General features: G+C 68.7%; 17 protein-coding genes. 8 read left to right on the top strand and 9 right to left on the bottom strand.

The window, feature by feature from the left end:
- Window positions 1–71 precede the first annotated feature (71 nt).
- The 4 genes from VF329_15485 to VF329_15470 form a co-directional block, all read right to left on the bottom strand.
- Window positions 72–1,523, bottom strand: coding sequence for a fasciclin domain-containing protein (locus tag VF329_15485; protein HEX7082410.1), 1,452 nt, complete (start codon window positions 1,521–1,523; stop codon window positions 72–74).
- A gap of 191 nt (window positions 1,524–1,714) precedes the next feature.
- A complete protein-coding gene (locus VF329_15480) occupies window positions 1,715–2,353 on the bottom strand; it encodes a GDSL-type esterase/lipase family protein (GenBank protein ID HEX7082409.1) in 639 nt (212 codons plus the stop codon).
- Window positions 2,354–2,490: 137 nt separating this feature from the next.
- Entirely contained in the window at window positions 2,491–5,619 is a 3,129-nt protein-coding gene (locus VF329_15475; GenBank protein HEX7082408.1) for an efflux RND transporter permease subunit, read from the bottom strand.
- Between the two features lie 50 nt (window positions 5,620–5,669).
- On the bottom strand, window positions 5,670–6,815 hold the full coding sequence (locus tag VF329_15470) for an efflux RND transporter periplasmic adaptor subunit (GenBank protein HEX7082407.1): 1,146 nt from the start codon (window positions 6,813–6,815) through the stop codon (window positions 5,670–5,672).
- 363 nt (window positions 6,816–7,178) lie between these two features.
- Here VF329_15470 and VF329_15465 point away from each other — a divergent pair, with 363 nt between their 5' ends.
- From VF329_15465 to VF329_15455, 3 genes are read left to right on the top strand one after another with little or no spacing between them, the layout of a single operon-like run.
- On the top strand, window positions 7,179–7,613 hold the full coding sequence (locus VF329_15465) for a DUF3019 domain-containing protein (protein ID HEX7082406.1): 435 nt from the start codon (window positions 7,179–7,181) through the stop codon (window positions 7,611–7,613).
- Window positions 7,610–8,317, top strand: a complete 708-nt coding sequence (locus tag VF329_15460; GenBank protein HEX7082405.1) for a response regulator — start codon at window positions 7,610–7,612, stop codon at window positions 8,315–8,317. Before VF329_15465 ends, VF329_15460 begins: the two co-directional genes overlap by 4 nt.
- A 7-nt stretch (window positions 8,318–8,324) precedes the next feature.
- On the top strand, window positions 8,325–9,617 hold the full coding sequence (locus VF329_15455) for an ATP-binding protein (GenBank protein ID HEX7082404.1): 1,293 nt from the start codon (window positions 8,325–8,327) through the stop codon (window positions 9,615–9,617).
- 68 nt (window positions 9,618–9,685) lie between these two features.
- Here VF329_15455 and VF329_15450 read toward each other — a convergent pair whose 3' ends face one another.
- Window positions 9,686–10,501 (bottom strand): MipA/OmpV family protein, encoded by an 816-nt coding sequence (locus VF329_15450; GenBank protein ID HEX7082403.1) that lies wholly within the window; start codon window positions 10,499–10,501, stop codon window positions 9,686–9,688.
- 228 nt (window positions 10,502–10,729) lie between these two features.
- On the opposite strand from VF329_15450, the gene VF329_15445 reads away from it, so the two are divergent.
- The 3 genes from VF329_15445 to VF329_15435 all read left to right on the top strand — a co-directional run bounded on the left by VF329_15445 (window position 10,730) and on the right by VF329_15435 (window position 14,214).
- A complete protein-coding gene (locus VF329_15445) occupies window positions 10,730–11,938 on the top strand; it encodes a DUF6152 family protein (protein HEX7082402.1) in 1,209 nt (402 codons plus the stop codon).
- Between the two features lie 155 nt (window positions 11,939–12,093).
- A complete protein-coding gene (locus VF329_15440) occupies window positions 12,094–12,699 on the top strand; it encodes a hypothetical protein (GenBank protein HEX7082401.1) in 606 nt (201 codons plus the stop codon).
- A gap of 396 nt (window positions 12,700–13,095) precedes the next feature.
- On the top strand, window positions 13,096–14,214 hold the full coding sequence (locus VF329_15435) for a 5-methyltetrahydropteroyltriglutamate--homocysteine S-methyltransferase (protein ID HEX7082400.1): 1,119 nt from the start codon (window positions 13,096–13,098) through the stop codon (window positions 14,212–14,214).
- On the opposite strand, the gene VF329_15430 is transcribed toward VF329_15435, so the two are convergent.
- The 3 genes from VF329_15430 to VF329_15420 form a co-directional block, all read right to left on the bottom strand.
- Window positions 14,211–14,495, bottom strand: coding sequence for a hypothetical protein (locus tag VF329_15430; protein ID HEX7082399.1), 285 nt, complete (start codon window positions 14,493–14,495; stop codon window positions 14,211–14,213). The two genes, VF329_15435 and VF329_15430, sit on opposite strands and share 4 nt — an antisense overlap.
- A gap of 66 nt (window positions 14,496–14,561) precedes the next feature.
- A complete protein-coding gene (locus VF329_15425; GenBank protein ID HEX7082398.1) occupies window positions 14,562–15,455 on the bottom strand; it encodes a DUF1932 domain-containing protein in 894 nt (297 codons plus the stop codon).
- A gap of 2 nt (window positions 15,456–15,457) precedes the next feature.
- Window positions 15,458–16,141: a helix-turn-helix domain-containing protein gene (locus VF329_15420; protein ID HEX7082397.1), complete on the bottom strand. Its 684-nt coding sequence runs from the start codon at window positions 16,139–16,141 to the stop codon at window positions 15,458–15,460.
- 114 nt (window positions 16,142–16,255) lie between these two features.
- On the opposite strand from VF329_15420, the gene VF329_15415 reads away from it, so the two are divergent.
- Together VF329_15415 and VF329_15410 are read left to right on the top strand one after the other, a co-directional pair.
- Window positions 16,256–17,050 carry a hypothetical protein gene (locus VF329_15415; GenBank protein HEX7082396.1) on the top strand — a complete coding sequence of 265 codons (795 nt, stop codon included), beginning with the start codon at window positions 16,256–16,258 and terminating at the stop codon, window positions 17,048–17,050.
- Between the two features lie 304 nt (window positions 17,051–17,354).
- Window positions 17,355–20,039, top strand: a complete 2,685-nt coding sequence (locus VF329_15410; GenBank protein HEX7082395.1) for an ABC transporter transmembrane domain-containing protein — start codon at window positions 17,355–17,357, stop codon at window positions 20,037–20,039.
- A gap of 63 nt (window positions 20,040–20,102) precedes the next feature.
- On the opposite strand, the gene VF329_15405 is transcribed toward VF329_15410, so the two are convergent.
- Window positions 20,103–22,433: a PAS domain S-box protein gene (locus VF329_15405; protein ID HEX7082394.1), complete on the bottom strand. Its 2,331-nt coding sequence runs from the start codon at window positions 22,431–22,433 to the stop codon at window positions 20,103–20,105.
- Window positions 22,434–22,611 lie beyond the last annotated feature (178 nt).

Below are 22,611 nucleotides of genomic sequence, written 5' to 3'. Positions count from 1 at the left end.
GGCCGCTGCCACATCGTTGCCGGTCTCGGGCGTCCCCGGTACGTCCCCGCGCGCGATCGAGGGCTCAGCCGTCAACGCAACCCGCTGCTTCCGGGCGGCGCCGCGCCGGCCCCGTCCGAGGAGTCGACCGGCTCGGCTTCCTCGTCCTGCGGCTCCGCGGCATCCTGCGGCTCCGCGACGTCCTGCGGCTCCGCGACGTCCTGCGGCTCCGCGACGTCCTGCGGCTCGGTGCTCCCCGGGGCCTCCTCCGCGTCCTCCGGTTCCGACTCCGAGTCGGGCTCGATTTCGTTCTCCGGTGCTGCCGCGACTTGCGTACGACCGCGGCCGAGCACCTCGTCGATCACCTGCACCCTGAGATTGCCGCTTTCGATGTCCGGTTCGACCACCGTCGCATCGCCGATCGAAAACCGCTCGCCCTCCATGTCCACCGGTACGGTGCCGCCGTCGATCGTTCTGGCCTCGGAAAGATTCTCCGCCATTTGCCGATCCATATCGTCGGCGATGATGTGGGCGCGCAGCAGCCGCACGAGCTCCGCGCGGTTCTCGGGCGCAAGCAATTCTTCGCGCGTCATTCCGGACGTGGACTCGAACGCCTCGTTCGTCGGCGCGAGGAGCGTGTAGGGCACGTCGCCCGTGAGCGCATCCGCCATCCCGGCGGCCTGCACCGCGGCGATGAACGTGCCGAGATCCTCGTGCTCCGCCGCGAGCTCGTCGAGCCGCTCGGGATGCGGCTCTCCGGTCTCCACGGCCGCTGCCTCGGCTTCGGCTTCCGCCTCCGCGGAGGGTTCGGTTTCCGACTCGGCAAAGGGCTCCGTTTCGGTCTCGGGCTCCGCTTCGGCGACCTGTACCGTTTCGCTTTCCTCGGGCGGTGCGCGTCCGGCCGCAGCGCGCAGCTCCCGCAGCTCCGCCGCATCGTTCAACGCATCGGCCGGCCAGAACCGCTGGCCGATCGCGTCCACCTGAGCCATGAGCCCGCCGTCGGTCAAGCGATACGCACGAATGCCGCCGAGAAACTGCTCGACGGCCGCAACGCCCTCGTCCCCGGCGACCGCGTGCGCGGAGAGATTTCCGTCCCACAGCCCCGAGACGAAGTCGCGGTAGGTTTGCTCGTCGGCGATCAGCAGCACCAGCCTGTAGTTCTGAAATCCGACTCCGATGCCGACTCCGGCCGCGCCGACGCGCATGAACGTGACATCCCCGCCCGCGAAAGGCCTGGCCACGCCCGTGCCGCCGGCGCCGGTGAGAATGAGCCCGCCCTGCGTCGTGTCGAAGACCGCGTAGCCGTAAGCCTGCTCCATTTCGCGCGCCGCGGTCGGATTACGCTCGCGCAGCTCCTCGATCGCCTCTTCCGCCATTCGAACGATGTCGTCGAGGCGCTCGGCAGTCCGGCTCTCGTCGTCCGCCTCGCGCGTCGCCGTTGTGTCCTCGTTTTCGCTTTCGCTCTGCTGACCATGAACGACGCCGCAGCCGAGCGCGATCGCGGCGGCGAATGCTGTTGCATAAGCCTTTGATTTTCCGCTCATGCCAAACTCCTCGTGTCATCGACCCTCTCCCGACTGACGCAAAGGTCGTGCCATCGGAAGGTCCCGAAGCGATCGGCGGACTCTGAAAGCCGGCTCCCGGCACGGTGGGCTCCTGCAGCCGGGCGCAGGGCAGGGGCGAATGAGGGCTGAAGAGGCGAAAAAGGGAATGCGCGGCGTGGTTGCGCTCGGCGCTACTCGCTGAAGCCTGCGAGCAAGCCCGCGCGGGCGAGGTCTGACGCGATTCGCTCGGCCATGATGCGGTAGCCGGCGGCGTTCGGATGGATGCGGTCCGAGCGGAGCGCGGCGTCGGAGAGGACGTCGGCGAACACCTCGTCGACCAGCAGCACGTTTTCCTCGTCGGCGAGCGCGGCGTAGATCGGCGAGTCGCCGAGCCGGCCGGTGACGGCGCCGAAGAGCGAGAGCTCCGGCACGCTGATCAGCACCGGTATCGCCCCGGTATCGCGCACGGCGGTGACGATCGCGCGAAGATCTTCCTTGACGCCGCTCGCCGGGCGGCGCTGAAGGAAATCGTTGCCGCCGAGCTCGATGATCGCAACGGCCGGACGCGCCTCCCGGAGCGCGCCCGAGATCCGCTCGGCGGCTTCTTGGGCCGTGTCACCGGGGATTCCCGCGTTCACGATCTGCCACCCGGTGAGGTCGGCGAGGACCGAGGGGTAGCTTTCGCCCCGCCCGGCGCCCGTGCCGTACGTGACGCTGTCGCCGAACGCGAGCACGACCGCACCGGCCGGCAGCGGGTCGTAGCGCGGAGGCTCGCCGCAGGCCGCAAGCAGGACGAGCAGCGCGGCGGCCAGATGCCGTGGAAACCCCATGGCGCCACTCTAGGCCCGCGCACCGAATTCCACCGTGACCGGGCGCAGGAAAAATCGTGTCAGACACGATTTTTCCGAAAAAGGTGTCTGACACTTTTTTCAGTGTCAGACACCCTTTCTTGCGGAGACGCCTTTTTTCAGGCGTTTGCGCCGGCCAGAGCGGGGGCCGGCGTGCGGACCTCGCGGTGCTCCTTGGCGAGCAGCACGTAGAGCGCGGGGACGACGAACAGCGTGAAGATCGTGCCGATCGTCATGCCGCCGACGAGCACGAGCCCGATGGAGTTCCGCGCCGCGGCACCGGGGCCGTCGACCAGCGTGAGCGGGAAATGGCCCGCCACGGTAGCGACCGACGTCATCAGCACCGGGCGCAGACGCGTGATCGCCGCCTCTCTCACGGCTTCGAGCTTGCTCTTTCCGAGCACCTGCATCTTGTTCGCGAACTCGACGATCAGGATGCCGTTCTTCGCGACCAGGCCGACGAGCGTGACGAGCCCGACCTGCGCGTAGATGTTCATCGTCGTCGTCCAGCCGTCCGTGAAGTAGGGCAGACCGATGTCGGGCATCTTCAGGACGGTGAAGATCAGCGCGCCGAACATCGCGAGCGGCACGGACCCGAGCAGGATCACGAGCGGATCCCGGAACGAGTTGAATTGCACCGCGAGCACGAGAAAGATCGCGAGGACCGCGAGCCCGAGCGCCGGTAAGAATTTGCCGCCCTCCGTGCGCAGCTGCCGCGATTCGCCGGTGTAGTCGACCGTGTAGCCCGGCGGCAGAATCTCCTTCGCCGCGGCCTCCAGGACTTTGAGGCCCGCATCGATCTGCGCGGTCATGCCCGAAAGCTTGATCGCATTCAGCTGCTGGAAGCGGTTCAGCGACCGCGGCACGGTCGTATCCCGGAGCGTCGCGATCGTCGCGAGCGGCACGAGCTCGCCTTGCGGTCCGGTCACGAAAATGTTCTGCAGCTGCTCCGGCGTCAGACGCTCCGCGCGCTCGATCTGCGGAATGACCTTGTACGCGCGCCCGTCGATGTTGAAGCGGTTGACGTAGTTCCCGCCGAGCGCGGCCGCGAGATCCGCGCCGATCTGCGCGTTGCTCAGACCGAGCGCCGCCGCTTTGTCATAGTCGATCACGATCTCGGTCTGCGGCTGGTCGTACTTCAAATCGATTTCCGGCGGATAGTAGAAGACGCCGCTCTCCGCGGCTCTCCGCCGAAGCTCGAGCGCGAACTCGAGCATCTCCTCGGGCTCGGCCGTCGACGTGATGACCATCTCGACCGGGTAGTTGCTGCCGCCGGGCAGCGCCGGCGGGCGGCCGGCATACACCTGCAGGCCGGGAATCGCCGCGAGTCGCGCCTGGATCTCCGGCAGGATCTCGGCGACGCTGCGCTCGCGCTCGCTCCATGGCTTCAGCACCATGCCGCCGAAGCCGCCCACGCCTTGCGCGACGCTCATCGGGTCGGTCGGCGACAGCAGCAGCTGGAACGTGAGATCGCGCTCCGGCGCGTCGAGAAACACCTGCTCGACCGCGCGTCCGTAGTGCGCCTTCTGATCGGCGGACGCGTTCGCCTGGTTCTGAATGATGCCGAACACGAAGCCTTGGTCCTCGAGCGGCGCGAGCTCCTTCGGCGAGAGCATGTACATCGGCACCGCGAGCAGGCTCAGCACGGCCCACACGGCGTAAACCGCCGGCCGCGATCGCAGCGTGCGGTCGAGGGCGCCGCCATACGCGTCCCGCAGCCGATCGAAGGTGAAGGCGCCCCAGCCGGCGAAGCTCTGCCGCTCGCGATCGGAGCGCAGGAGCTTCGCCGCCATCATCGGCGACAGCGTGAGCGCGACGATCCCCGAGATCGCGACCGCGCCCGCAAGCGTCAACGCGAACTCCCGGAAGAGCGCGCCCGTGAGGCCGCCTTGCAGCCCGATCGGCGTGTAAACCGCCGCGAGCGTGATCGTCATCGAAACGATCGGGGCGGCCAGCTCGCGCGCGCCGCGCCGCGCCGCCTCCAGCGGAGCGAGTCCCTGCCGGATGTGCCGCTCGACGTTCTCGACCATCACGATCGCGTCGTCGACGACGAGGCCGACCGCGAGCACGATCGCGAGAAGCGTGAGCAGGTTCAGCGTAAAGCCGAAGACCTGCATGAGAAAAACGCCGCCGATCAGCGAGACGGGAATCGCGACCAGCGGCACCAGCACAGACCGCATAGACCCCAGAAACAGGAAGATCACGAGCACGACGATCATGAGCGTGTCGACGAGCGTGCCTTCGACCTCGCTGATCGCGTTCTCGATGTACTCGGATGCGTCGTACGCGATGTCGGCCTCGATGCCGCTCGGCAGGTCGCGGCGAATCTCCGCGAGCTCGGACCGGACCCGATCGATCACCTCGATCGTGTTGGCGGTCGGGAGCGTCAGGATGCCGACGAACACCGCGGACTGGCCGTTCATCGTCACGCGCGTGTCGTAGTCCTCGGCGCCGAGCTCGACCTCCGCGACGTCCCCGAGCCGCACGAGCGCACCGTTCTCCCGCCGGATCACGAGCCGTCGAAACTCCTCGGCCGTGTGCAGATCGGTGTTCGCCGTCAGGTTGACCTGGACCAGTGCGCCCTTCGTGCTGCCGACCGCGGCGAGATAGTTGTTGGCCGCGAGCGCCGCGCGCACGTCCGCCGGGCTCACGTCGAAGGCCGCCATGCGGTCCGGATCGAGCCACACGCGCATCGCATAGGTCCGCGCGCCGAAAATTTGCACGTCCTGAACGCCGGTGAGCGCCGCGAGCCGCGGCTGCACGCTGCGCACGAGATAATCGGTGATCTCGCTCTGCGAGCGCGTGCTCGACGAGAAGCTCAGGTAGGCCGCCGCGAAGTCCGAGTCCGCGCTTTGCACGCTGATCGACGGAATCTCGGCTTCCGCGGGCAGCTCGTTGCGCACTTGGTTCACCTTCGCCGTGATGTCGACGAGGGCCTTGGTCGGGTCGTAGTTGAGCTTCAGCCGTGCGCTCACGAGCGAGAGGCCGAGCAGGCTCTTCGACTCGACGTACTCGATGCCGTCGACCGACGCGATCGCGCGCTCGATCGCGCTCGTGACGAAACCGCGCACGACCTCCGCGCTGGCGCCGACGTACACGGTAGAGATGTTCACGACCGCGTTGTCGCTGCGCGGATATTGGCGCACGCTCAGCGACGACCACGCGTTCAGGCCCGCGATCACGATCACGGCGCTCACGACGATCGCGAGCACCGGCCGGCCGACGAAGGCGTCGGTGAAGCTCTTCATGGGCGCAGCTCCTTCATTCGTTTCATTGCCCGGCTTCGGCCCCGCCTTTGTCAGCCGTTGCCGGGGCTCGGCGAGAGCGCGAACTCGGGCCGAAGCCCGTTATCGACGACGACGGGCATGCCGGCGCTCAGCTTGAAGACGCCGGTCGCGACGATCCGCTCGTGCTCCGCGACGCCGCTCTCGACGACCACGAAATCGCCGCGGCGTGCGCCGAGCTGCACCGGACGCTCGGTCACGACCAGCCCGTCGCCGCCGGCCGACTCGGCCGGCTCGATCACGAACACGGAGTCGCCGTGCGGCGCGTGCACGACCGCGGTCGCCGGAATCACGAGCACGGGATCGGCGCGCTCGAGCAGCACGTCCACTGACACGAACATGCCGGGCCGCAGCCGCCGGTCGCCGTTCGGGAACGTCGCCTGGACGCGGACGTTGCGGGTCGCGCGATCCACCTGCGGCTCGATCGCCGTGATCTCTCCGGTGAACCGTTCGTCGGCATAGGCATCGACCGTCGCGACGACCCGCTGGCCCGCCGCGAGCTCGCCGAGCCGCCGTTGCGGCACGGAAAACTCGACGAACACCGGGTCGAGGGACTGCAACGACACGACCGGCGTTCCTTTCGTCAGGAAATCCCCGATGCTCACGCGGCGGATGCCGAGCTTGCCCGCGAACGGCGCCCGCACGACCTTCTTCGCGATCACCGCGCGGAGGTTGTCCACTTCCGCGTTCGCCTGCTTCCAGGCGGCTTCGGCCGACTCGAGCTCGGAGCGCGAGATCGCGTTCTCCGCGATCAGCCGCTTCGCCCGCTCGAACGTCAGGAGCGCGAGGTGGGCTGCCGCCTCCGCGGCGCGGAGCTGGCTCTGCTCGATCTCGTCGTCGAGCCTCACGAGCGCGTCGCCGGCTTGGACCTCCGATCCCGGCTCGAACAAAATCTCGCGCACGACGCCGTCGGCTTCGGTGCTGACCTCCGTGCCCTGCACCGCGACCACCGACCCCACGGACGACACCTGCCGTTGCCACGGCCGCCGCTCCACGTCGACGCTGTTGACCGGCGTGGGCGGGGCGACTTGCGTGGCGAACGCCTCGCCGATCGCCGCGATCTGAAGCGCCTTGATTCCGGCGATCGCCGCGACGATGACGACCGCGATGCCGGTTCCGGTCAGTGCCGCCGATACCGCTTTTCTTCTTCTCCGGTCCACCTTGTCCTCCTCGGGCGTCTTGCCCGCGACTAGTCGCCTGGCGCGCCGCCCGATCGACAGACCGCGAAAGTCCCTTTTCGCGACCGTCGAAGTCGTGCGGTGCGCCAGGTGCGCGCAGCCTAGTCGCCCGCGCGCGCGGACTCTGTGTGCATTGTTTGTGCGATTTGTCGAAGCCGTTCGCCGCACGCGCCGCGCGGCCGAGCGACGAACGGCCGTTGCCATGCAGCCGGGGCTGCGCAACAATTCGCGCGAACGCGGTCCGTGCCGCACTCGCCGGCCGCGGGCCGCGACGGCGGCAAACTGGAATGGTCTGCCGTCCGGTCACAGTTGCTCACAAAGTCGATACAGATTTGCGCGAAGCGTGTGCTGCGCGTCTGCGATGATTGCGGCGCCGCGGTCGGTTGGGCGTTCGGCGCATTCCTCGTGGCGGTCGCCGGTTTCGGTGCCGCTGCGTATGCCGCGGAGGGCCGGGTCGCGCTGACCGTCAAGCCCGTGCTGTGCATCACGGACCGGCGTGAAGACGGCTGCGCGATCTCTATCCTGGTGTCTTGGCACAGCGACGACGCCGGAGCGTACTGCCTGCACAGCGATGTCGCGGACGGACCTCTTCGCTGCTGGGCGCTCGCGGCGTCGGGAATGTTCGTGGAAGAGCGTGTGCTCACTGAAACCATCAGGTACTGGCTGACCGAAGGCGGATCCGAGGTGCGCCTCGCGGAGGCCACGCTCGAGGTGATGACGACCGATTCGGACGACCGCCGGCGCAACCGGCGGCGCCGCCATGTATGGGACATCCTATGAGCAACGAGCCCGTGGACGTGCTGCTCGTGGAGGACGATGCGCGCCTCGCCGAGCTCACGAGCCGGTACTTGCGTCAGAACGGCCTCGCGGTCACCGTCGAGTCGAACGGCGCGGCGGCCGTGGCGCGGTTTCACGAGGCGCGCCCGCGGCTCGTGCTGCTCGACCTGATGCTGCCCGGCAAGGACGGGCTGACGATCTGCCGGGAGCTGCGTCAGACGTTCAAGGGTCCGATCCTGATGCTGACGGCGAAGGACGCCGACATCGATCAAGTCATCGGCCTCGAGGCGGGCGCCGACGACTACGTCGCGAAGCCGGCCGAGCCGATGGTGCTGCTCGCCCGTATCCGCGCGCTGCTGCGCCGTGCCGACAACGGGCAGGCGGCGGACGGCGTGCCGGGCGACATCGTGCTCGGGAGCCTGCGCGTGAGCGAGGCGTCTCACCGCGTGTGGCTCGAGGGCCGCGAGATCGCTCTGACGACGCAGGAATTCGAGCTGCTTCGCGTGCTCGCACGATCGGCCGGCACGATTCTCAGCCGCGACGAGCTCTTCAAGCAGGTGCGCGGCATCGACTACGACGGCCTCGATCGGTCGATCGACGGCCGCATTTCCAGGCTGCGCAAGAAGCTCGGCGACGACGGGCTCGCGCCGAAGCGCATCCGCACCGTGTGGGGCAAGGGGTATTTGCTGGTGCCTGACGCCTGGTGATCGGCCTATGGGGCTGCTCTCGCCGCGCCGGCACGGCCGGCTGCTGTTCCGCACGTACATCGTGATCGTCGGCGGGCTCGTCGCCACCGCGGCGCTCTTCGACTACGGCTTCGGCCGTTTGCAGGAGGCGCGCGCGCCGACGACGACGGGCTGGGTCGAAGGCAACCTGAAGCTCATCGAGCGCCGGCTCGCCGAGGCTGCGGCCGAGGAGCGGCCCGCCGTGGTCGAGGAGCTCGAGCGCGAGCTCGGCTTCCCCGTCAGACTGCTGCCGCTCGACGCGGTCGTGCACGTCGGTGAGACGCCGGAAGGCACGCAGGAGCTTTTCGACGAGAAGGGACGCTCGACGTTCTTCCGGCCGTCCGCAACGCTCGGTGCGGCCCTCCAGATCGGCCCTCTTCCCGCCGACTCGCCGCAGAGCCGGCTCATGAGCTTGGTTCCGCACCTGTTCTATCTCTCGATATTCGTGCTCGTCGGGATCTGGCTATGGCCGCTGATTCGCGATGTGGATCTTCTCACGACGGCGGCGCGTGACTTCGCCGCGGATTATCGCCAGCCGATGGTCACGCGCGACAAGGCCGGCACGCTCGAGGAGCTCGCCGGAAGCTTCGACGAGATGGCGGCGCGCATCCGTGCATTGATACAAGGACAGAAGGACTTGACGAGCGCGCTGTCGCACGAGATCCGCACACCGCTCGCGCGTATCAAGTTCGCGATGGCGGTGATCGCGCAGAAGGCGCCGATCGCCGCCGAGCTCGAGTCGATCGGCGAGGACGTGCACGAGATCGACCGGCTGATCGGCGCGATGCTCGAGTTCGCGCGCCTCGACCATCCCGACACCGAGGTGAGGTGGCAGCTCACGCCGATCGGCGAGCTCGTGGAGCAGGCCGCGGGCAAATGCCTGCTGCGCGAGGGGCAGCGCGTCGAGCACGACGCGCCGACCGGCGCCGTGTACATGGACCCGAGGATGATGGATCTTGCGCTCTCGAACCTGCTCGTCAACGCTTGCCGTTACGCGGTGCACCGCGTGCGCATCGGTTTCACGAGCGACGCGAAGAACCACGTCCTCGCGGTCGAGGACGACGGCCCGGGCATCCCGGAGGAGCAGCGCGACGCCGTCTTCAAGGCGTTCGCCCGCATCGACGACAGCCGCAGCCGCGGCACCGGCGGCTACGGCTTGGGCCTTGCCATCGTCGCCCGCATCGCGGCGTTGCACGGCGGCACGGCGCGCGCCGAGCGGTCGGAGCTCGGCGGCGCCCGCATCGTCGTGTCCTGGCCGAGGCGCGAAACGGAGGCCGCCTAGCGCAGCGCCTCTCGACCGATCAAGCCGAGGCCGCCGCACGGCCGGGTCTCGACGTGCGCCTTTATCGTCTAGAAGTGATAGCTGAAGCCGGCGAAGGCGCTGCGCACGGAGCGGTCCGCGACGAGCGGGCTGTCCGCCGCCTCGTCGTTCAGGCGCTCGTACTCGGCCGCGGCCTGGAACGTCCAATGTCGGTCGAGCTGGTAGCTCGCGGCGACCCGCGCGTGGGCATTGAGGCCCGCGTCGGGACGGTAGACTTGCAAGCGAGAGTTCGCCTCGTCCACGCGCACGCCCCAGTAGTAGTCGTTCAGATCCTTGCTCTTCCAGCTGAAGCCGAAGGACGGCTCGAAGGACCAGCGCTGCCGGCGGAAGCGGCGGCCGTAGTCGGCATACAGCTCGTAGCCGTGGTGCCGGTCGCTGACGTCGTGGTGGGCGGCGAGCTGCAGGTAGCCCCACTCGCCGTCGGTGAGAAGCTCGAGACCGACCTCGAACGCGTAGTCTCGATCCGGTACCTCTATGGGCTCGAGCGTACTTTCGCCGAAGTTGAATACGGAGACATGCTCCGTGTCGGTCTTGCTGAAGAACAGACGGTCGCTATTGATGCGGCCGATTACGTTCAGCGTGAAGCGCTCGTCATTGCGCAGGGTGAGGCCCACGTCTCCGTTGTCGAAGAACCAGCGCTCGCCGAACCAGGCGATGTCGATGTCCACGAGGATGTCGATGTCGTCCGACTGAATGAGCGGGTTGGTGCGTTCGCCGTAGCCGAGCGCGATGCCGATCTCCCAGGGCGACTCCTTCTCCGAGCCGTCGTCCGCGCAAGCGAGCGGGGGTGCCGCCGAGAGCACGACGGCGGCTGCCGCCGCCGGGAATCCATGGCCGTAACGCATTCTGTCGGGTCACCTCCCTCGGACCGGTTCGGCCGCAGCATTCCCGAAAACCGGCCGCGAATCTGTAGCGAAATTGTCGCGACCCGACGACAGGGCGGCCCCCTGCGGCACGACGGGGATCGGCGACGGCACGAACTGTGCCACGGCCCGCCGTGCCGGGGCTACACTGACGCCGGAGGGCGGGGCCGGGAGACCCCGCTGCCCCGGGCCCGCCACGGAGAAACGAAGATGAAGGGCACACGCTTGCCGGCGCTCGCGGCGCTCGCTTGGGCCGGCGCCGCGCACGGTCATCACGGCATCGCGAACTTCGATCTGAACCGGGACATCGAGCTCGAGGGCGTCGTCACCGGCGTCGAGTTCATCAACCCGCACTCGTGGCTCTATCTCGACGTGACGGGCGACGACGGTCAGGTCGTGCCGTGGCGCTGCGAGATGCGCGGAGCCACGGTGCTGCGCCGCTCGGGCTGGTCGGAAGCGATGTTCCCGGCCGGAATGCCGATCCGCATCCTCGGCTCGCCGGACCGTCGGGACCCGACGACCTGCTATCTCGCGACGGCGTACTTTCCCGACGGCCGGAGCGTCGACCGCTACGGCCAGCTCGAAGAGCCCGAGCGGATCGTCCCGGCCGCCCGGCCCCTTCGTCTGCCGAACGGCGACCCGAACGTCGCCGGGGACTGGGCCGCCGAGCAGCGCGTGATGAGCGACCCGCGCGGACAGGTCGGCACGCTCGTGCCGATCAGCATCGCGGACGAGCTCGAGCCCGGCCAGGTGCCCGGCGGCGGGCCCGGCTTCCCGGGGGCTCGCGGCACCCCGCTGTCGTTCGAGGAAGACCCGGTCGAGACGTATTGGAACGAGCGGCCTAGCGCGATGCCGCTGACCGAGGCCGGCCACGCCGCGATCGACGGCCTCGACCTGTCCTCGACGGACAACCCGCGCCTGCGCTGCGAGCCGACGAACATCCTTTTCGATTGGACGTTCGAAATGGACGTCAACCGCATCATCCAGACCGAGAGCGAGATTCGGATGCTTTACGGCTCGATGGGTATCGAGCGCACGATTCATCTCGACATGGAAGCGCATCCGGAGGACGTGGAGCCGAGCTTGGCCGGGCACTCGATCGGCCGATGGGAGAACGACGTGCTGATCGTCGACACCGTCGGGTTCGAGCCCGGGATCCTCTCGGCGGACGGCCGCGTGCCGCACAGCGCGGCGCTGCACGTCGTCGAGCGCTTCACGCTCGATCCGGAGACGATGGCGTTGCGGCGCGAGTACGTGGCCGAGGACCCGCTTTATTTCGAGGGTCAGTACACGGGCTCCGACACCGTGCTGCTCTCCGACCTGCCGTACCACGGCACGACCGAGTGTGAGGATCGCACCTACAGAAGCACCGCGGCCGAGGGGAAGCCGTGGTGGGACTTCCTGATCTTTTGGGATTGAGCCGGCGCTTTGTCGCGTGTGCCGCGGCGATTTCATTCGCTCCGTGGCCCGCGTCAGAAAACGGTCACAAAAAGATCACAAAATCGCTATAGCGGCTGCGGGCGCCCTCGTGGACACTCTCGGCTTCCTGGTTCCCCACATCGGCCGGAGCAATCATGTCGCAGGGCAACTCGATCGAGCTCGACGCCGAGCCGCGTTCCAGAAGGCACCCTTCGCGCGTGCACGAGCGTGCGGCCCGAGGTGCGGGTCTCACGAAGCCGGTGTTCCGCAGCGATGGGCCCTCGCCGGTGCCGCATGTGCCCGCATCGGCTCACGACTTCGATTTCCTGCACGGCTGCTGGGTCGTCGGCAACCGCCGGCGGACGGAATCCCTCGCGGATGCCGGCCCTTGGGCGGCGTTCGAGACCGTGCACACGTGCCGGCCGCTGCTGAACGGGCTCGGAGTCCTCGCGGAGATCGAGGCCGAGGATGGCGAGCGGCTCGGAATGCTGCACGTGCTCGATCGCGACGCCGATCGTTGGCTCATCCACGTCTTGTCGGCGGACGGGACGATGCAGCCTCCGCTTCGCGGTCGCTTCCATGCAGGCGTCGGCGAGTTCGTCGGCCGCTGGCCCTTCCGCGGCGGATCGGTTCTCGTGCGTCACACGTGGACTCCCGCGGCCGAGAACCCGCAATGGGCTCAGTCCTTCTCGCAAGACGGCGGCAGGACGTGGCAGACGAATTGGACGATGGCCTTCGCGCGGGTGCACTGGCCGGCCTGATGCCGGCGGGGAGCGGCTTCGATGACTTCCGGTCGTCCGTTCTGAGAACGGGATAGGCGCCCTTTCGGCGCGCTGCCAGGCATCATGCCGGCCGAGACCGCCTCCTGGGCCGCGAAACGGCGAGCGAGGTGCTCCGCTCGTTGAGCGCGCTGACCGGCATACCGGCAGGCACGTCGACGCCGCCGAACGCGCGAAACCCGGAGCGATGTGCACAAATTGCAAGGCGCTCGCCTGTCACGCGTCGGCTTTTTCGGTAGCATAACGCGCACAAGTCGACCGGCCCTCCTCGAGTCACGGCACTCGCGATCCACGATCGCTTCGGCCCGTCGGCCGCGTGCCGTGCGCCCACGCGCATCCATCGACCGTGCGCAATCCATCAAAGAGGAGACGAAAAGGATGTCATCTACCAGTCGCGCCCCCTTTCGCGCCGATCACGTCGGAAGCTTGCTGCGTCCCCGAAGCCTGCTCGAGCTGCGCGAGCGCGTCAAAGCCGGAAAAGTCCATCACGACGCTCTGAGAGCGCACGAGGACGAGTGCATCCGCGAGGTCGTGAACATGCAGGAAGCCCTCGGGCTCGAATCGATCACCGACGGCGAATTTCGCCGCGAGACGTTCCATGGCGACTTTCTCTCGAAGCTCGAGAATGTCGAGTTCAAGCAGCTGTTCGAGCCGGGCGGAGACGGCTCCGGTCGGCACGAGGCGCCATTCGTGGCGATCGTCACCGGGACGCTGCGGCGTCCACCCGGCGGCATCGAGATCGAGCACTTCCGCTTTCTGCGCAGCCTGACGAAGCGAACGGCGCAGCAGACGATTCCTTCACCGACGATGACGCACTTCCGCGGCGGCCGGGAAGCAATCGACAAGCGCGCCTACCCGGAGATGGAGGAGTTCTTCGCGGATCTCGCGCGGGTGTATCGCGAGGAGGTCGCCGATCTCGCGCAGGCGGGCTGCCGGTACTTGCAGCTCGACGACACGAACCTCGCTTACCTTTGCGACGAGAAGATGCGCGCGCAAGCGCGTGAGCGCGGCGAGGACGTGGAAGCGCTGCCGGAAGACTATGCGCGGCTGATCAACGAATCGATCCGCGGCCGGCCGAGCGACATGGCCGTGTGCGTCCACCTCTGCCGCGGCAACGCGAAGAGCCGCTGGTTCGCCGAAGGCGGTTACGAACCGGTAGCCGAAATCATCTTCAACGAGATGGACGTCGACGGCTTCTTACTCGAGTACGACGACGAGCGCTCGGGCGACTTCGCGCCGCTTCGGTTCGTCCCGAAGGACAAGAGAGTCGTTCTCGGCCTCGTCTCCACGAAGCGGAGCGAGCTCGAGGACAAGGACGAGATCAAGCGTCGCATCGACGAGGCGTCCAAGTACGTGCCGCTCGAGCAACTGTGCCTGTCCCCGCAGTGCGGCTTTGCGAGCGTCTCGGAAGGCAACCGCATCAGCGAGGACGCTGAGAAGCGCAAGCTCGGGCTCGTCGTCGAGGTCGCGAGCGAAGTCTGGGGCGGGACGAGCTAGCGCCCCGAGGAGTCGAGGAGCTTCGCGACCAGAAAGCCGATGCCGAAAGCCGTGAGCAGCGCCACGAAGGGCCGGTCCTCGATTTCGCGCTCGATCCGTTCCTCGGTTTGCGCGGCGCGTTTCCGCGCCCGCTCGCCGAAGTGCTCCACCTTCGCGAGCGCGGCCTGGCCCTTGTCCGCGCCGAGATCGCGGAGCGAGCGGCTCAGCGTCTTCAGATCCTTGCGGATGTCGTCCACCTCGGTCATGAGCTTGTCCATGTCGCGCGTGATGTCGATGGCCATGGGTGCCTCCTCGGGCTTCTTCTCCCGCCGGGATGCAAGATCGCTGCCAGCGAGCCGCCGTGCCGGTCAGCGCTTCCCGTCCGCGAACGCCGCGAGAAACACGGTGAGCGCCTCGTCGAGCGAGCGGTTCGGCGGGGCGGTGAGGCGCGTCTCGGCCGCTAGCGGCGTGCGCGCCAGCGCCCGATACAGCTGCTCGGCGGCCTCGTGAAAGCCCGAGGGCACTCCGGCGGCGGCGAACGTGGCCGCGATCTCGCGCATCTCCCCGGCGTAGCGCTCGGCGGTCGCGGCGAGGTAGGGGACCCTTCGCGTCATTCGCTCCGCGGCGTCCGGCTGGCTCGCGCCGATCTCGCGGATCAGCTCGGCGCGCACGACGTGCCGCTCCGCGGCGAGCGCGGCCGCCGCGCACAGCGCGTCGATCCCTTTGTTGAGCGCCGCGTAGCACATCTTCATGGCCGAAGCCCGGCCGACGTCGGGCCCCAAGTCGACGAACGCGAGCTCCGGGACGTCGAGCGCGAGGAGCTTCTCACGCTCTGCGCCGGACACGTAGCAACGCGTGGGCCGGCGCGTGTCCGCGCGCGGAGCCGGCCCGACGATGCCGGCGTCGAGGAATGGTGCGCCGAGCTCAGCGAAGAGCGCCGCGATCCGGGCGACCGTCGCAGGCGCGACCGCGTTGCAATCGACGAAAGTCGGCCGCGCGTTCTCCTGGCGCATCGCGTCGGCCGTGCGCCGCGCGAGCTCGAACGCCGACGCCGGCGGCAGGATCGACAGAAACACGTCGGCGGCCGTGACGAGCGCGGACAGCGAGCCGAGGTCCTCGATGCCGGCCTGGGCCGCGAGCGCCCGGCTCTGCGCGCTCCGGCCGGTGAGGTCCGTAACGACGCGGTGGCCGCGGCGCCGGAGAGCGGCGCCGACGGCGCTGCCCATCTCGCCGGTCGCCACGACCGCAATCGTCTCGCTCATCGTCACCGCTCCCGCTTGATCGACGCGTAGGCGCTCAGCAGCAGCCATCTCGGGAACGCCCGGCAATGCCGCGGCGATCCGGCGATGCGCAGCCGGCCGGCTCGGAGCTCGTCGCCGATCGCGCGCACGCCGCGCCACACCTCCGCGAGCACGCGCACGGTCGTCGATACGGTCACGTCGACCTCGAAGCCCGGATCCTTGAGGCACACGTCGACATTGCCGTCCTCGTGAACGAGCCAAAACCGCCGCTCGCTACGCGGCGCGTCGACGAGCTCGATCTCGATCACGGTGCGGCCGGCCGGCATGGCTGCCGTGTTCAGACGCCGATGGATGTTCCAGACGAGCCAGCCGGGGTCGAGATCGTCGGGCCGAATCTCGCGCGCCCATCGCTGACCCCACTCGCCGATCGACGCGACCACCGGCTGCAGGTCGTGCCCGGCGCGCGTCAAACGGTAGTCGAAGCCGCGCCCGGCCGAGGACGCGTGCCGCTCGACGACGCCGGCGCGCTCGAGCGCCCGGAGGCGTTGCTTCAACAGGGTCGCGGACATGCGCGGAACGCCGCGCCGGATTTCGTTGAAACGGTGCGTGCCGGCCAGCAGCTCGCGGACCACGAGCAGCGTCCAACGCTCCGCCAGCACCTCCGAGGCCAGCGCTACCGGACAGAACTGTCCGTACTCTTGTCGCATTGCTGTCCGGATGATGCGGCGGCTCCGGGGCCCCCGGCAAGGTCCAGATTTCGGACTGGATAGGGCCGCGGCCGCGAGGAGAATCGAACCGGAAGCCCATGCCGGAGACGTCGGATGCGCAAGGGGGATGTGATGAGCCGAGAGCAACCCGGCTTTGCGCCGGAAGAAGCCACCGGTCCGACGCTGTCGCGCCGCGCGGCGCTGCTCGCCGCGGCCGCGGTGACGAGCGGGATCGCGCGTGCGCAGCAGCCGGAGACGGATGTCCGAGTCGAGGAACGCGGCGGGGACGCCGCATCCCCGTCGCCGCCCGCGCCCGGCGGCCCGTCGCGCCGCCGCGCGTCGCGGTTCGATGTCGACGCGTTCGTCGACGAGTGCCGGCGCGCGAACGAGGAATCGGATCCGCAGGCCGCGGTCCGCGAGGTGCTGGCCCGTGCGATCGCGGAGCCCACCGCGGTGCTCCGCGGCCTCGGCGAGCCGGAGAAAGGCGGCATCCGCACGCTCTATCGTTCCCCAACGCTCACGGTGCTCGACATCGTCTGGGCGCCGCTGATGCAGCTGATGCCGCACGAGCACAACATGTGGAGCCTGATCGGCATCTATACCGGCCGCGAGGACAACATCTTCTGGCGGCGCGCGCCGGGCACCGTGGAGGCGGTAGCAGCCGAAGCGATAGCACCGGGACGGGCCGTTCCGCTTCCGCGCGACGTGATCCACTCGGTCGCGAATCCGATCGCGAAGCCGACCGGAGCGATCCACATCTACGGCGGCGACTTCTTCGCGGTGCAGAGAAGCGAGTGGGACCCGGAGACGCTGCGCGAGCGCGCCTGGGACATCGACAAAGCGGTCCGGCTCTTCGAGCAATCGAACGCGCGCTTCTTCGCCTGGAACGCGAGCCGCACGTGCGGTTGACCCCGGGGGCCTGGCGCCGGGCGCGTACATTTGCAAAGCTCGTGGCCGCACGAGTATCGTGACGCGCGAGCCCGCCCGCGTCACGGAACGGCGTGCGGCGGGCGGTGCTGGCACGAGGCGCTGGCACGATATGTGCTGCGCCCGGTCCTTTTGTCGTCACACATCCAGATTTGCCGGTCGGCGGTTTCGTCGGACGCGCTTCGAGCGCGCAGGGAAGGGGCGCCGGCGACGCCGAGGCGGGTGAGCTCGCGCCTCCCGCCGTGCGCGTCCCGGCTCGATCGTGAAGCCCGCATCCGAAGAAAAGGTGCTCCTCACGCTCGCCGCGAAGGCGTGCGGCTTTCGCGGGCGCGTCCTCGCCGCGCTCGCGCTCCTGATCGTCGCGAAGATCGCCGCCGTCTCGGTGCCGTTCGTCCTGAAGCGCGTCGTCGACCTGCTGAGCCGTCCCGAGGCGCTCGTCGCGCTTCCGGTGGGTCTGCTCGTCGGGTACGCGCTCGTCCGCTTCTCGACGACGCTGTTCAACGAGCTTCGCGACGTGATCTTCGTGCGCGTCTCGCAAAGCGTCGTCGCGGACTACACGCTGCGCGTCTTCCGCCACCTGCACGCGCTCGGCGCCCGCTTCCACGCGAACCGCGCCACCGGCGCGCTCACCCGGGACGTGGAGCGGGGCACGTCGGCGATCGGCTTTCTGCTCGGCGTCGCGCTCTTCACGATCGTGCCGACGGTCGTCGAGATCGGCATCATCGTCGCCATCCTGACGGCCGGCTACGCGCTCGGTTTCGCGCTGATCATCACGGCAACCTTCATCCTCTACGCGGTCTTCAGCGTCGTGTTCACGCGGCGCCGGGCGATCCGTCAGCGTCGCGTGAACGAGCTCGACTCGAATGCGCATAGCCGCCTCGTCGACAGCGTGCTGAACTACGACACGGTGAAGTTCTACACGAACGAAAAATTCGAGGCCCAGCGCTTCCGGGCGATCATGGACGACTGGATCGAGGCGGGCGTCGGCAACCAGCGTGCGTTGACTCTGCTGCACGTGGGGCAGAGCGGGATCATCGCCCTCGGGATCGCGTCCGTGATGCTGCTCGCCGGCCAGGGCGTCTTCGCGGGCGACATGACGGTCGGCGATCTCGTGCTCGTGAACGCCTACGTGATACAGGTCTGCCTGCCGCTCAACTCCCTGGGCTTCGTTTTTCGCGAGGCGAGCGACGCCATGGTCAAGGCGGAGCGCTTGTTCGAGCTGCTTCGCCAGCGCCCCGAGGTCGAGGAAGACGGCAAGCTTTCCGCGCTCGAGGTCCGCGGCGCGGAGGTGCGCTTCGAGAAGGTGAGCTTCGGTTACGAGCCGAACCGGCAGGTGCTGTGGGACGTCGACCTCCGCATCGCGCCCGGCACCACTGTTGCCGTCGTCGGCGGCAGCGGCTCGGGCAAGTCCACGCTCGCGCGGCTGCTGCTGCGCTTCTACGATCCCTGGCACGGACGTATCTGCATCGACGGGCAGGACATCGGCGAGCTGGCGCCGGAAACCGTGCGAGCGGCCATCGGCATCGTGCCGCAGGACACGAACCTCTTCAACGAAACGATCGCCTACAACATCGCGTACGGCCGCATCGGCGCCACGCCCGAAGAGATCGTTGCGGCCGCGAAGGCGGCCAACGTGCACGACTTCATCAGCGCGCTGCCGGAGCAGTACGACACCGTCGTCGGCGAGCGCGGGCTCAAGCTTTCGGGCGGCGAGAAGCAGCGCATCGCGATCGCCCGCGCAATCCTGAAGAATCCGCCGATTCTGCTGCTCGACGAGGCGACATCCGCGCTCGATATGCGTTCCGAGCGTGCCATCCAGACGGCGCTGGACCGGCTCGCGAAGCGGCGCACGACGCTGGTCATCGCCCATCGGCTGTCGACGGTCGTCGACGCCGACGAGATCCTCGTGCTCGAAGCCGGGCGCATCGTCGAGCGCGGGCGCCACGACGAGCTGCTCGAGCGGAACGGCCTGTACGCGCAGATGTGGTCGTTGCAGGAGCAGGAGCGGGCATTGCGCCGCAGCGAGCGTCGCGCCGGCCTGCGGCCGGTGAATCTCGCGACCGTGATCACCGGCGCGATCCACGGCGTTCGCCCCGACATCGACGCGAAGGGCATCAACCTCTACACGACGCTCGGCCTCGACGTCGGCCTCGTGACCGGGAACCCGATCGCGTTGCAGGACGTCGTGTGGGGCTTGCTCGCGCGCTCGATCCACGTCAGCGAGCCGGGCGCCCGCATGGAGGTCAGCCTCGAGCGCTCCGGGAACGAGGTCTTGCTGAAGGTCAGCGACACGGCGTCCGACCCCGCGCCTCGAACCGTCGTCCAGGAGCCCGCCAGTCCGCGGGAGCGGGGCGAGCTGCTGCGCTTCGATTTGCGCGAGCTCTCGGAGATCGTCGCCGAGCACCAGGGCCGCCTGCTCGTCGAGCATGGGCCGGCGGGGACGACGTACACGGCCGCGCTGCCGGTCCGGGCGGTGGCCGTCGAGCCCTGGGTGCCCGAGCCGTCCGCGTCGGAGCTCGCCGCGGCCGCGGTCTCTCTCACCGGCCGCCGGGTGCTGATCGTCGACGACGACGAGGACGCGCGCGTCACGCTCGGCGAGCTTCTGCAGACGCGCGGCGCGCAGATCGAATCCTTCGATACGGGCGGCGGCGCCCTCGCGTCGCTGCGCGTTCGCCCGCGGCAGGCGTGGCCGGACGTGATGATCTGCGACATCGGGCTGCCGGACTCGGACGGCTACTCGGTGCTGCGGCGCGTGCGCGCGCTCGAGGCCGAGCATCGCTTGCCGCTGGCGGAGCGCATGCCCGCCATCGCGCTCACCGGTTACGCGCGCTCGGAGGACCGGGTGCAAGCGCTCGTCGCAGGCTTTCAGGCGCACGTCGCGAAGCCCGCGCGGCCCGAGGAGCTCGTCGCGACGATCGGCCGGCTGTTCGGCGGCGCCCGGACGGCGGTGCAGCGCACGGGCCGCGCGTGATCGTCTTGCGGCGCCCGGGACGCACGCGACGAGGCCGGGCTCCGGGGACTCTCCCGGCGCCCGTCAGGATCGATCGCGGCTCCGCTGCCGCGCGTCGGCGACGCCTTGGAGGAGCGTCTGCAATGCCTTCGCGTCCACCGGCTTCACGAAATGATGCTCGAACCCGGTGTCGCGCGCGCGGCGCTTGTCGGTTTCCTGCCCAAAGCCCGTGACCGCGGCGAGCACGGGAGCATGATCGAACGACGCGGATTTGATTTGATCGGCGACGTCGTAGCCGTTCATGTGCGGCATCCCGATGTCGAGCAGCACGATGTCCGGCTGGAATCTCTCGACCGCGGCGAGCGCGAGACGCCCGTCGTAGACGGCGTACGCGACCTGCCCCATCGCTTCGAGCAGCAGCCGCAGGCTGTCGGCCGCATCGCGGTTGTCGTCGACGACGAGCACGCGCAGCGTCGGCACGCTGGCCGCCAAGTCCGGCGCCTTCACGTCCGGAACGCCCTTCAGCCGCTGCACGGATAGCGGCAGGCGCACGATGAACTCGCTGCCCCGTCCGGGGCCGCCGCTCCTCGCCTTCACGCTGCCCGCGTGCAGCTCGACGACTCGGCGGACGAGTGCGAGGCCGACGCCGAGCCCGCCTCGCCCTTCGGTGCTGTTCGGATCGATCTGCGCGAACAGATCGAATATCCGCTCGATGTCCTCGGCGGAGATGCCGCGGCCGCTATCGCGCACGCGAACCTCGACATCGGCGGCGTGCGCCTCGGCCGTGAGCCAAATTTGGCCGCCGGCCGGCGTGTATTTCGCTGCGTTGTTCAAAAGGTTCACCATCGCCTGCGTCAAGCGCACCGAGTCGCCTTGCACATGAAGCGAATCCGGCGAGATCTCGACGTGCAGGCGGTGGCCTTGCGAGTCGATCAGCGGGCGGCTCGTCTCGACAGCGCGGGCGAGAACCTCCTTGACATCGAGATTCTCCTTCGCGATCGTGAACTTGCCGCGCGCGATGCGGTTCACGTCGAGGAGCTCGTCGATGATGCGCGTGAGGTGGGCGCTCTGCCGCTCTATGGTCTGCCGCATCGACTCGAGCGTGGGGTCCGGAAGCCCCTTCTTCGCCATCAGCTCCACGGCGTTGCGGATCGGCGCGAGCGGGTTGCGCAGCTCGTGCGCGAGCATCGCGATGAACTCGTGCATCCGCTGGGCCCGATCCGCCAACGCCTCGGCGTGCCGCCTGTGCGTGAGATCCTGCATGACTTGCGCGAAACCGTACGGCCGCCCGTCGGCATCGTGCAGCGCCGTGGTGATGCTGCTCGCCCAGAACAGCGAGCCGTTCTTGCGGGCCCGCCAGCCTTCGTCCGTGACGCGTCCGGTTGCCATCGCGCGGGCTAGGTGCATCCACGGCTTGTGCTCGGCAACCTCCTCGGACGTATAGAAATGCGAGAAGTGCCTGCCGAGGATCTCCTGGGCGGTATAAGCGGTCAGCTTCTCGGCGCCGCCGTTCCAGCTGCTCACGAGCCCCTTCGGGTCGAGCATCACGATCGCGTAGTCGGCGACGCCATCGACGAGCAGCCGAAAGCGTTCCTCGCTTTGCGCGAGCGCCTGCTCCTGGCGCCGGCGCTCGGTCAGATCGCGCGTGATCTTCGAGAACCCGATCAGGGCGCCCGTGCGCTCGTCACGCAGCGCAGTGATCAGCACGTTGGCCCAGAAGCGCGACCCGTCCTTGCGGATGCGCCAGCCTTCGTCCTCGAAACGCCCTTCCATCGTGGCCGCGCGCAGCTCTCGCTCCGGCCAACCGCGCTTGATCGCGTCGGGCGGGTAGAAGCGCGAGAAATGGGCGCCGACGATCTCCTCGGCCTCGTACCCCTGCAGCTCCTTCGCCCCGACGGTCCATGTCGTGACGAATCCCTGAGGGTCGAGCATGAAGATCGCGTAGTCCCTGACGCCCTCGACGAGGGCGCGGAAGCGCTCCTCGCTTTGTCGGAGGGCCTCCTCGCGCCGGCGTCGCTCACTGAGGTCGCGCGTGACCTTCGAGAAGCCGATGAGGTTGCCGTCCGCATCGTGCAGGGCGGTGATCACGACGTTCGCCCAGAACAGCGTGCCGTCCTTGCGGACGCGCCACGACTCGTCCTCGAAGCGGCCGTCGGCGGCCGCCCGCGCCAGCTCGTAATCCGGCCAGCCCCGGTCGATCGCTTCCTGCGGATAGAAGCGTGAAAAATGCGAGCCGATGATGTCCTCGGCGGTGTAGCCCTTGATCCTCCGCGCGCCTTCGTTCCACGTGACCACGCGGCCCGTGGGATCGAGCATGAAGATCCCATAGTCGCGTACGGTCTCGACCAGCTGTCGGAAGACCGGCTCGTCCGGGCCGGAGCGCGGTCCGCGCTCCTTGTTCTCGGAATCGGTCATCGGGCACTCGGCGGGAGGCCCGCTGAGGAAGGGGCCGGGCTCCGTTGGACCGATTGTACCGCCGCGGAAAAAAGAAGCACGCGCGCTGCGACGGGAGCCGCGGCCGGCAACGATCCCGGTGCCCGGCGCGCGCCGTTTTTCTCTATCGAATCAAGAGCGCCGGCGCTCGTGTCGGATC

The organism is Gammaproteobacteria bacterium (genome assembly GCA_036381015.1).
Lineage (GTDB): Bacteria > Pseudomonadota > Gammaproteobacteria > Steroidobacterales > Rariloculaceae > ZC4RG20.
The sequence above is the reverse complement of the archived record's forward strand: the minus strand, read 5'-3'. Positions and strand labels throughout refer to the sequence as shown.

Excerpts from the sequence above, each read along its gene's own strand:
- VF329_15485 (HEX7082410.1), bottom strand. The coding sequence starts at position 1,523 with ATGAGCGGAAAATCAAAGGCTTATGCAACAGCATTCGCCGCCGCGATC.
- VF329_15480 (HEX7082409.1), bottom strand. The coding sequence starts at position 2,353 with ATGGGGTTTCCACGGCATCTGGCCGCCGCGCTGCTCGTCCTGCTTGCG.
- VF329_15475 (HEX7082408.1), bottom strand. The coding sequence starts at position 5,619 with ATGAAGAGCTTCACCGACGCCTTCGTCGGCCGGCCGGTGCTCGCGATC.
- VF329_15460 (HEX7082405.1), top strand. The coding sequence starts at position 7,610 with ATGAGCAACGAGCCCGTGGACGTGCTGCTCGTGGAGGACGATGCGCGC.
- VF329_15455 (HEX7082404.1), top strand. The coding sequence starts at position 8,325 with ATGGGGCTGCTCTCGCCGCGCCGGCACGGCCGGCTGCTGTTCCGCACG.
- VF329_15450 (HEX7082403.1), bottom strand. The coding sequence starts at position 10,501 with ATGCGTTACGGCCATGGATTCCCGGCGGCGGCAGCCGCCGTCGTGCTC.
- VF329_15445 (HEX7082402.1), top strand. The coding sequence starts at position 10,730 with ATGAAGGGCACACGCTTGCCGGCGCTCGCGGCGCTCGCTTGGGCCGGC.
- VF329_15440 (HEX7082401.1), top strand. The coding sequence starts at position 12,094 with ATGTCGCAGGGCAACTCGATCGAGCTCGACGCCGAGCCGCGTTCCAGA.
- VF329_15435 (HEX7082400.1), top strand. The coding sequence starts at position 13,096 with ATGTCATCTACCAGTCGCGCCCCCTTTCGCGCCGATCACGTCGGAAGC.
- VF329_15430 (HEX7082399.1), bottom strand. The coding sequence starts at position 14,495 with ATGGCCATCGACATCACGCGCGACATGGACAAGCTCATGACCGAGGTG.
- VF329_15425 (HEX7082398.1), bottom strand. The coding sequence starts at position 15,455 with ATGAGCGAGACGATTGCGGTCGTGGCGACCGGCGAGATGGGCAGCGCC.
- VF329_15420 (HEX7082397.1), bottom strand. The coding sequence starts at position 16,141 with ATGCGACAAGAGTACGGACAGTTCTGTCCGGTAGCGCTGGCCTCGGAG.
- VF329_15415 (HEX7082396.1), top strand. The coding sequence starts at position 16,256 with ATGCGCAAGGGGGATGTGATGAGCCGAGAGCAACCCGGCTTTGCGCCG.
- VF329_15405 (HEX7082394.1), bottom strand. The coding sequence starts at position 22,433 with ATGACCGATTCCGAGAACAAGGAGCGCGGACCGCGCTCCGGCCCGGAC.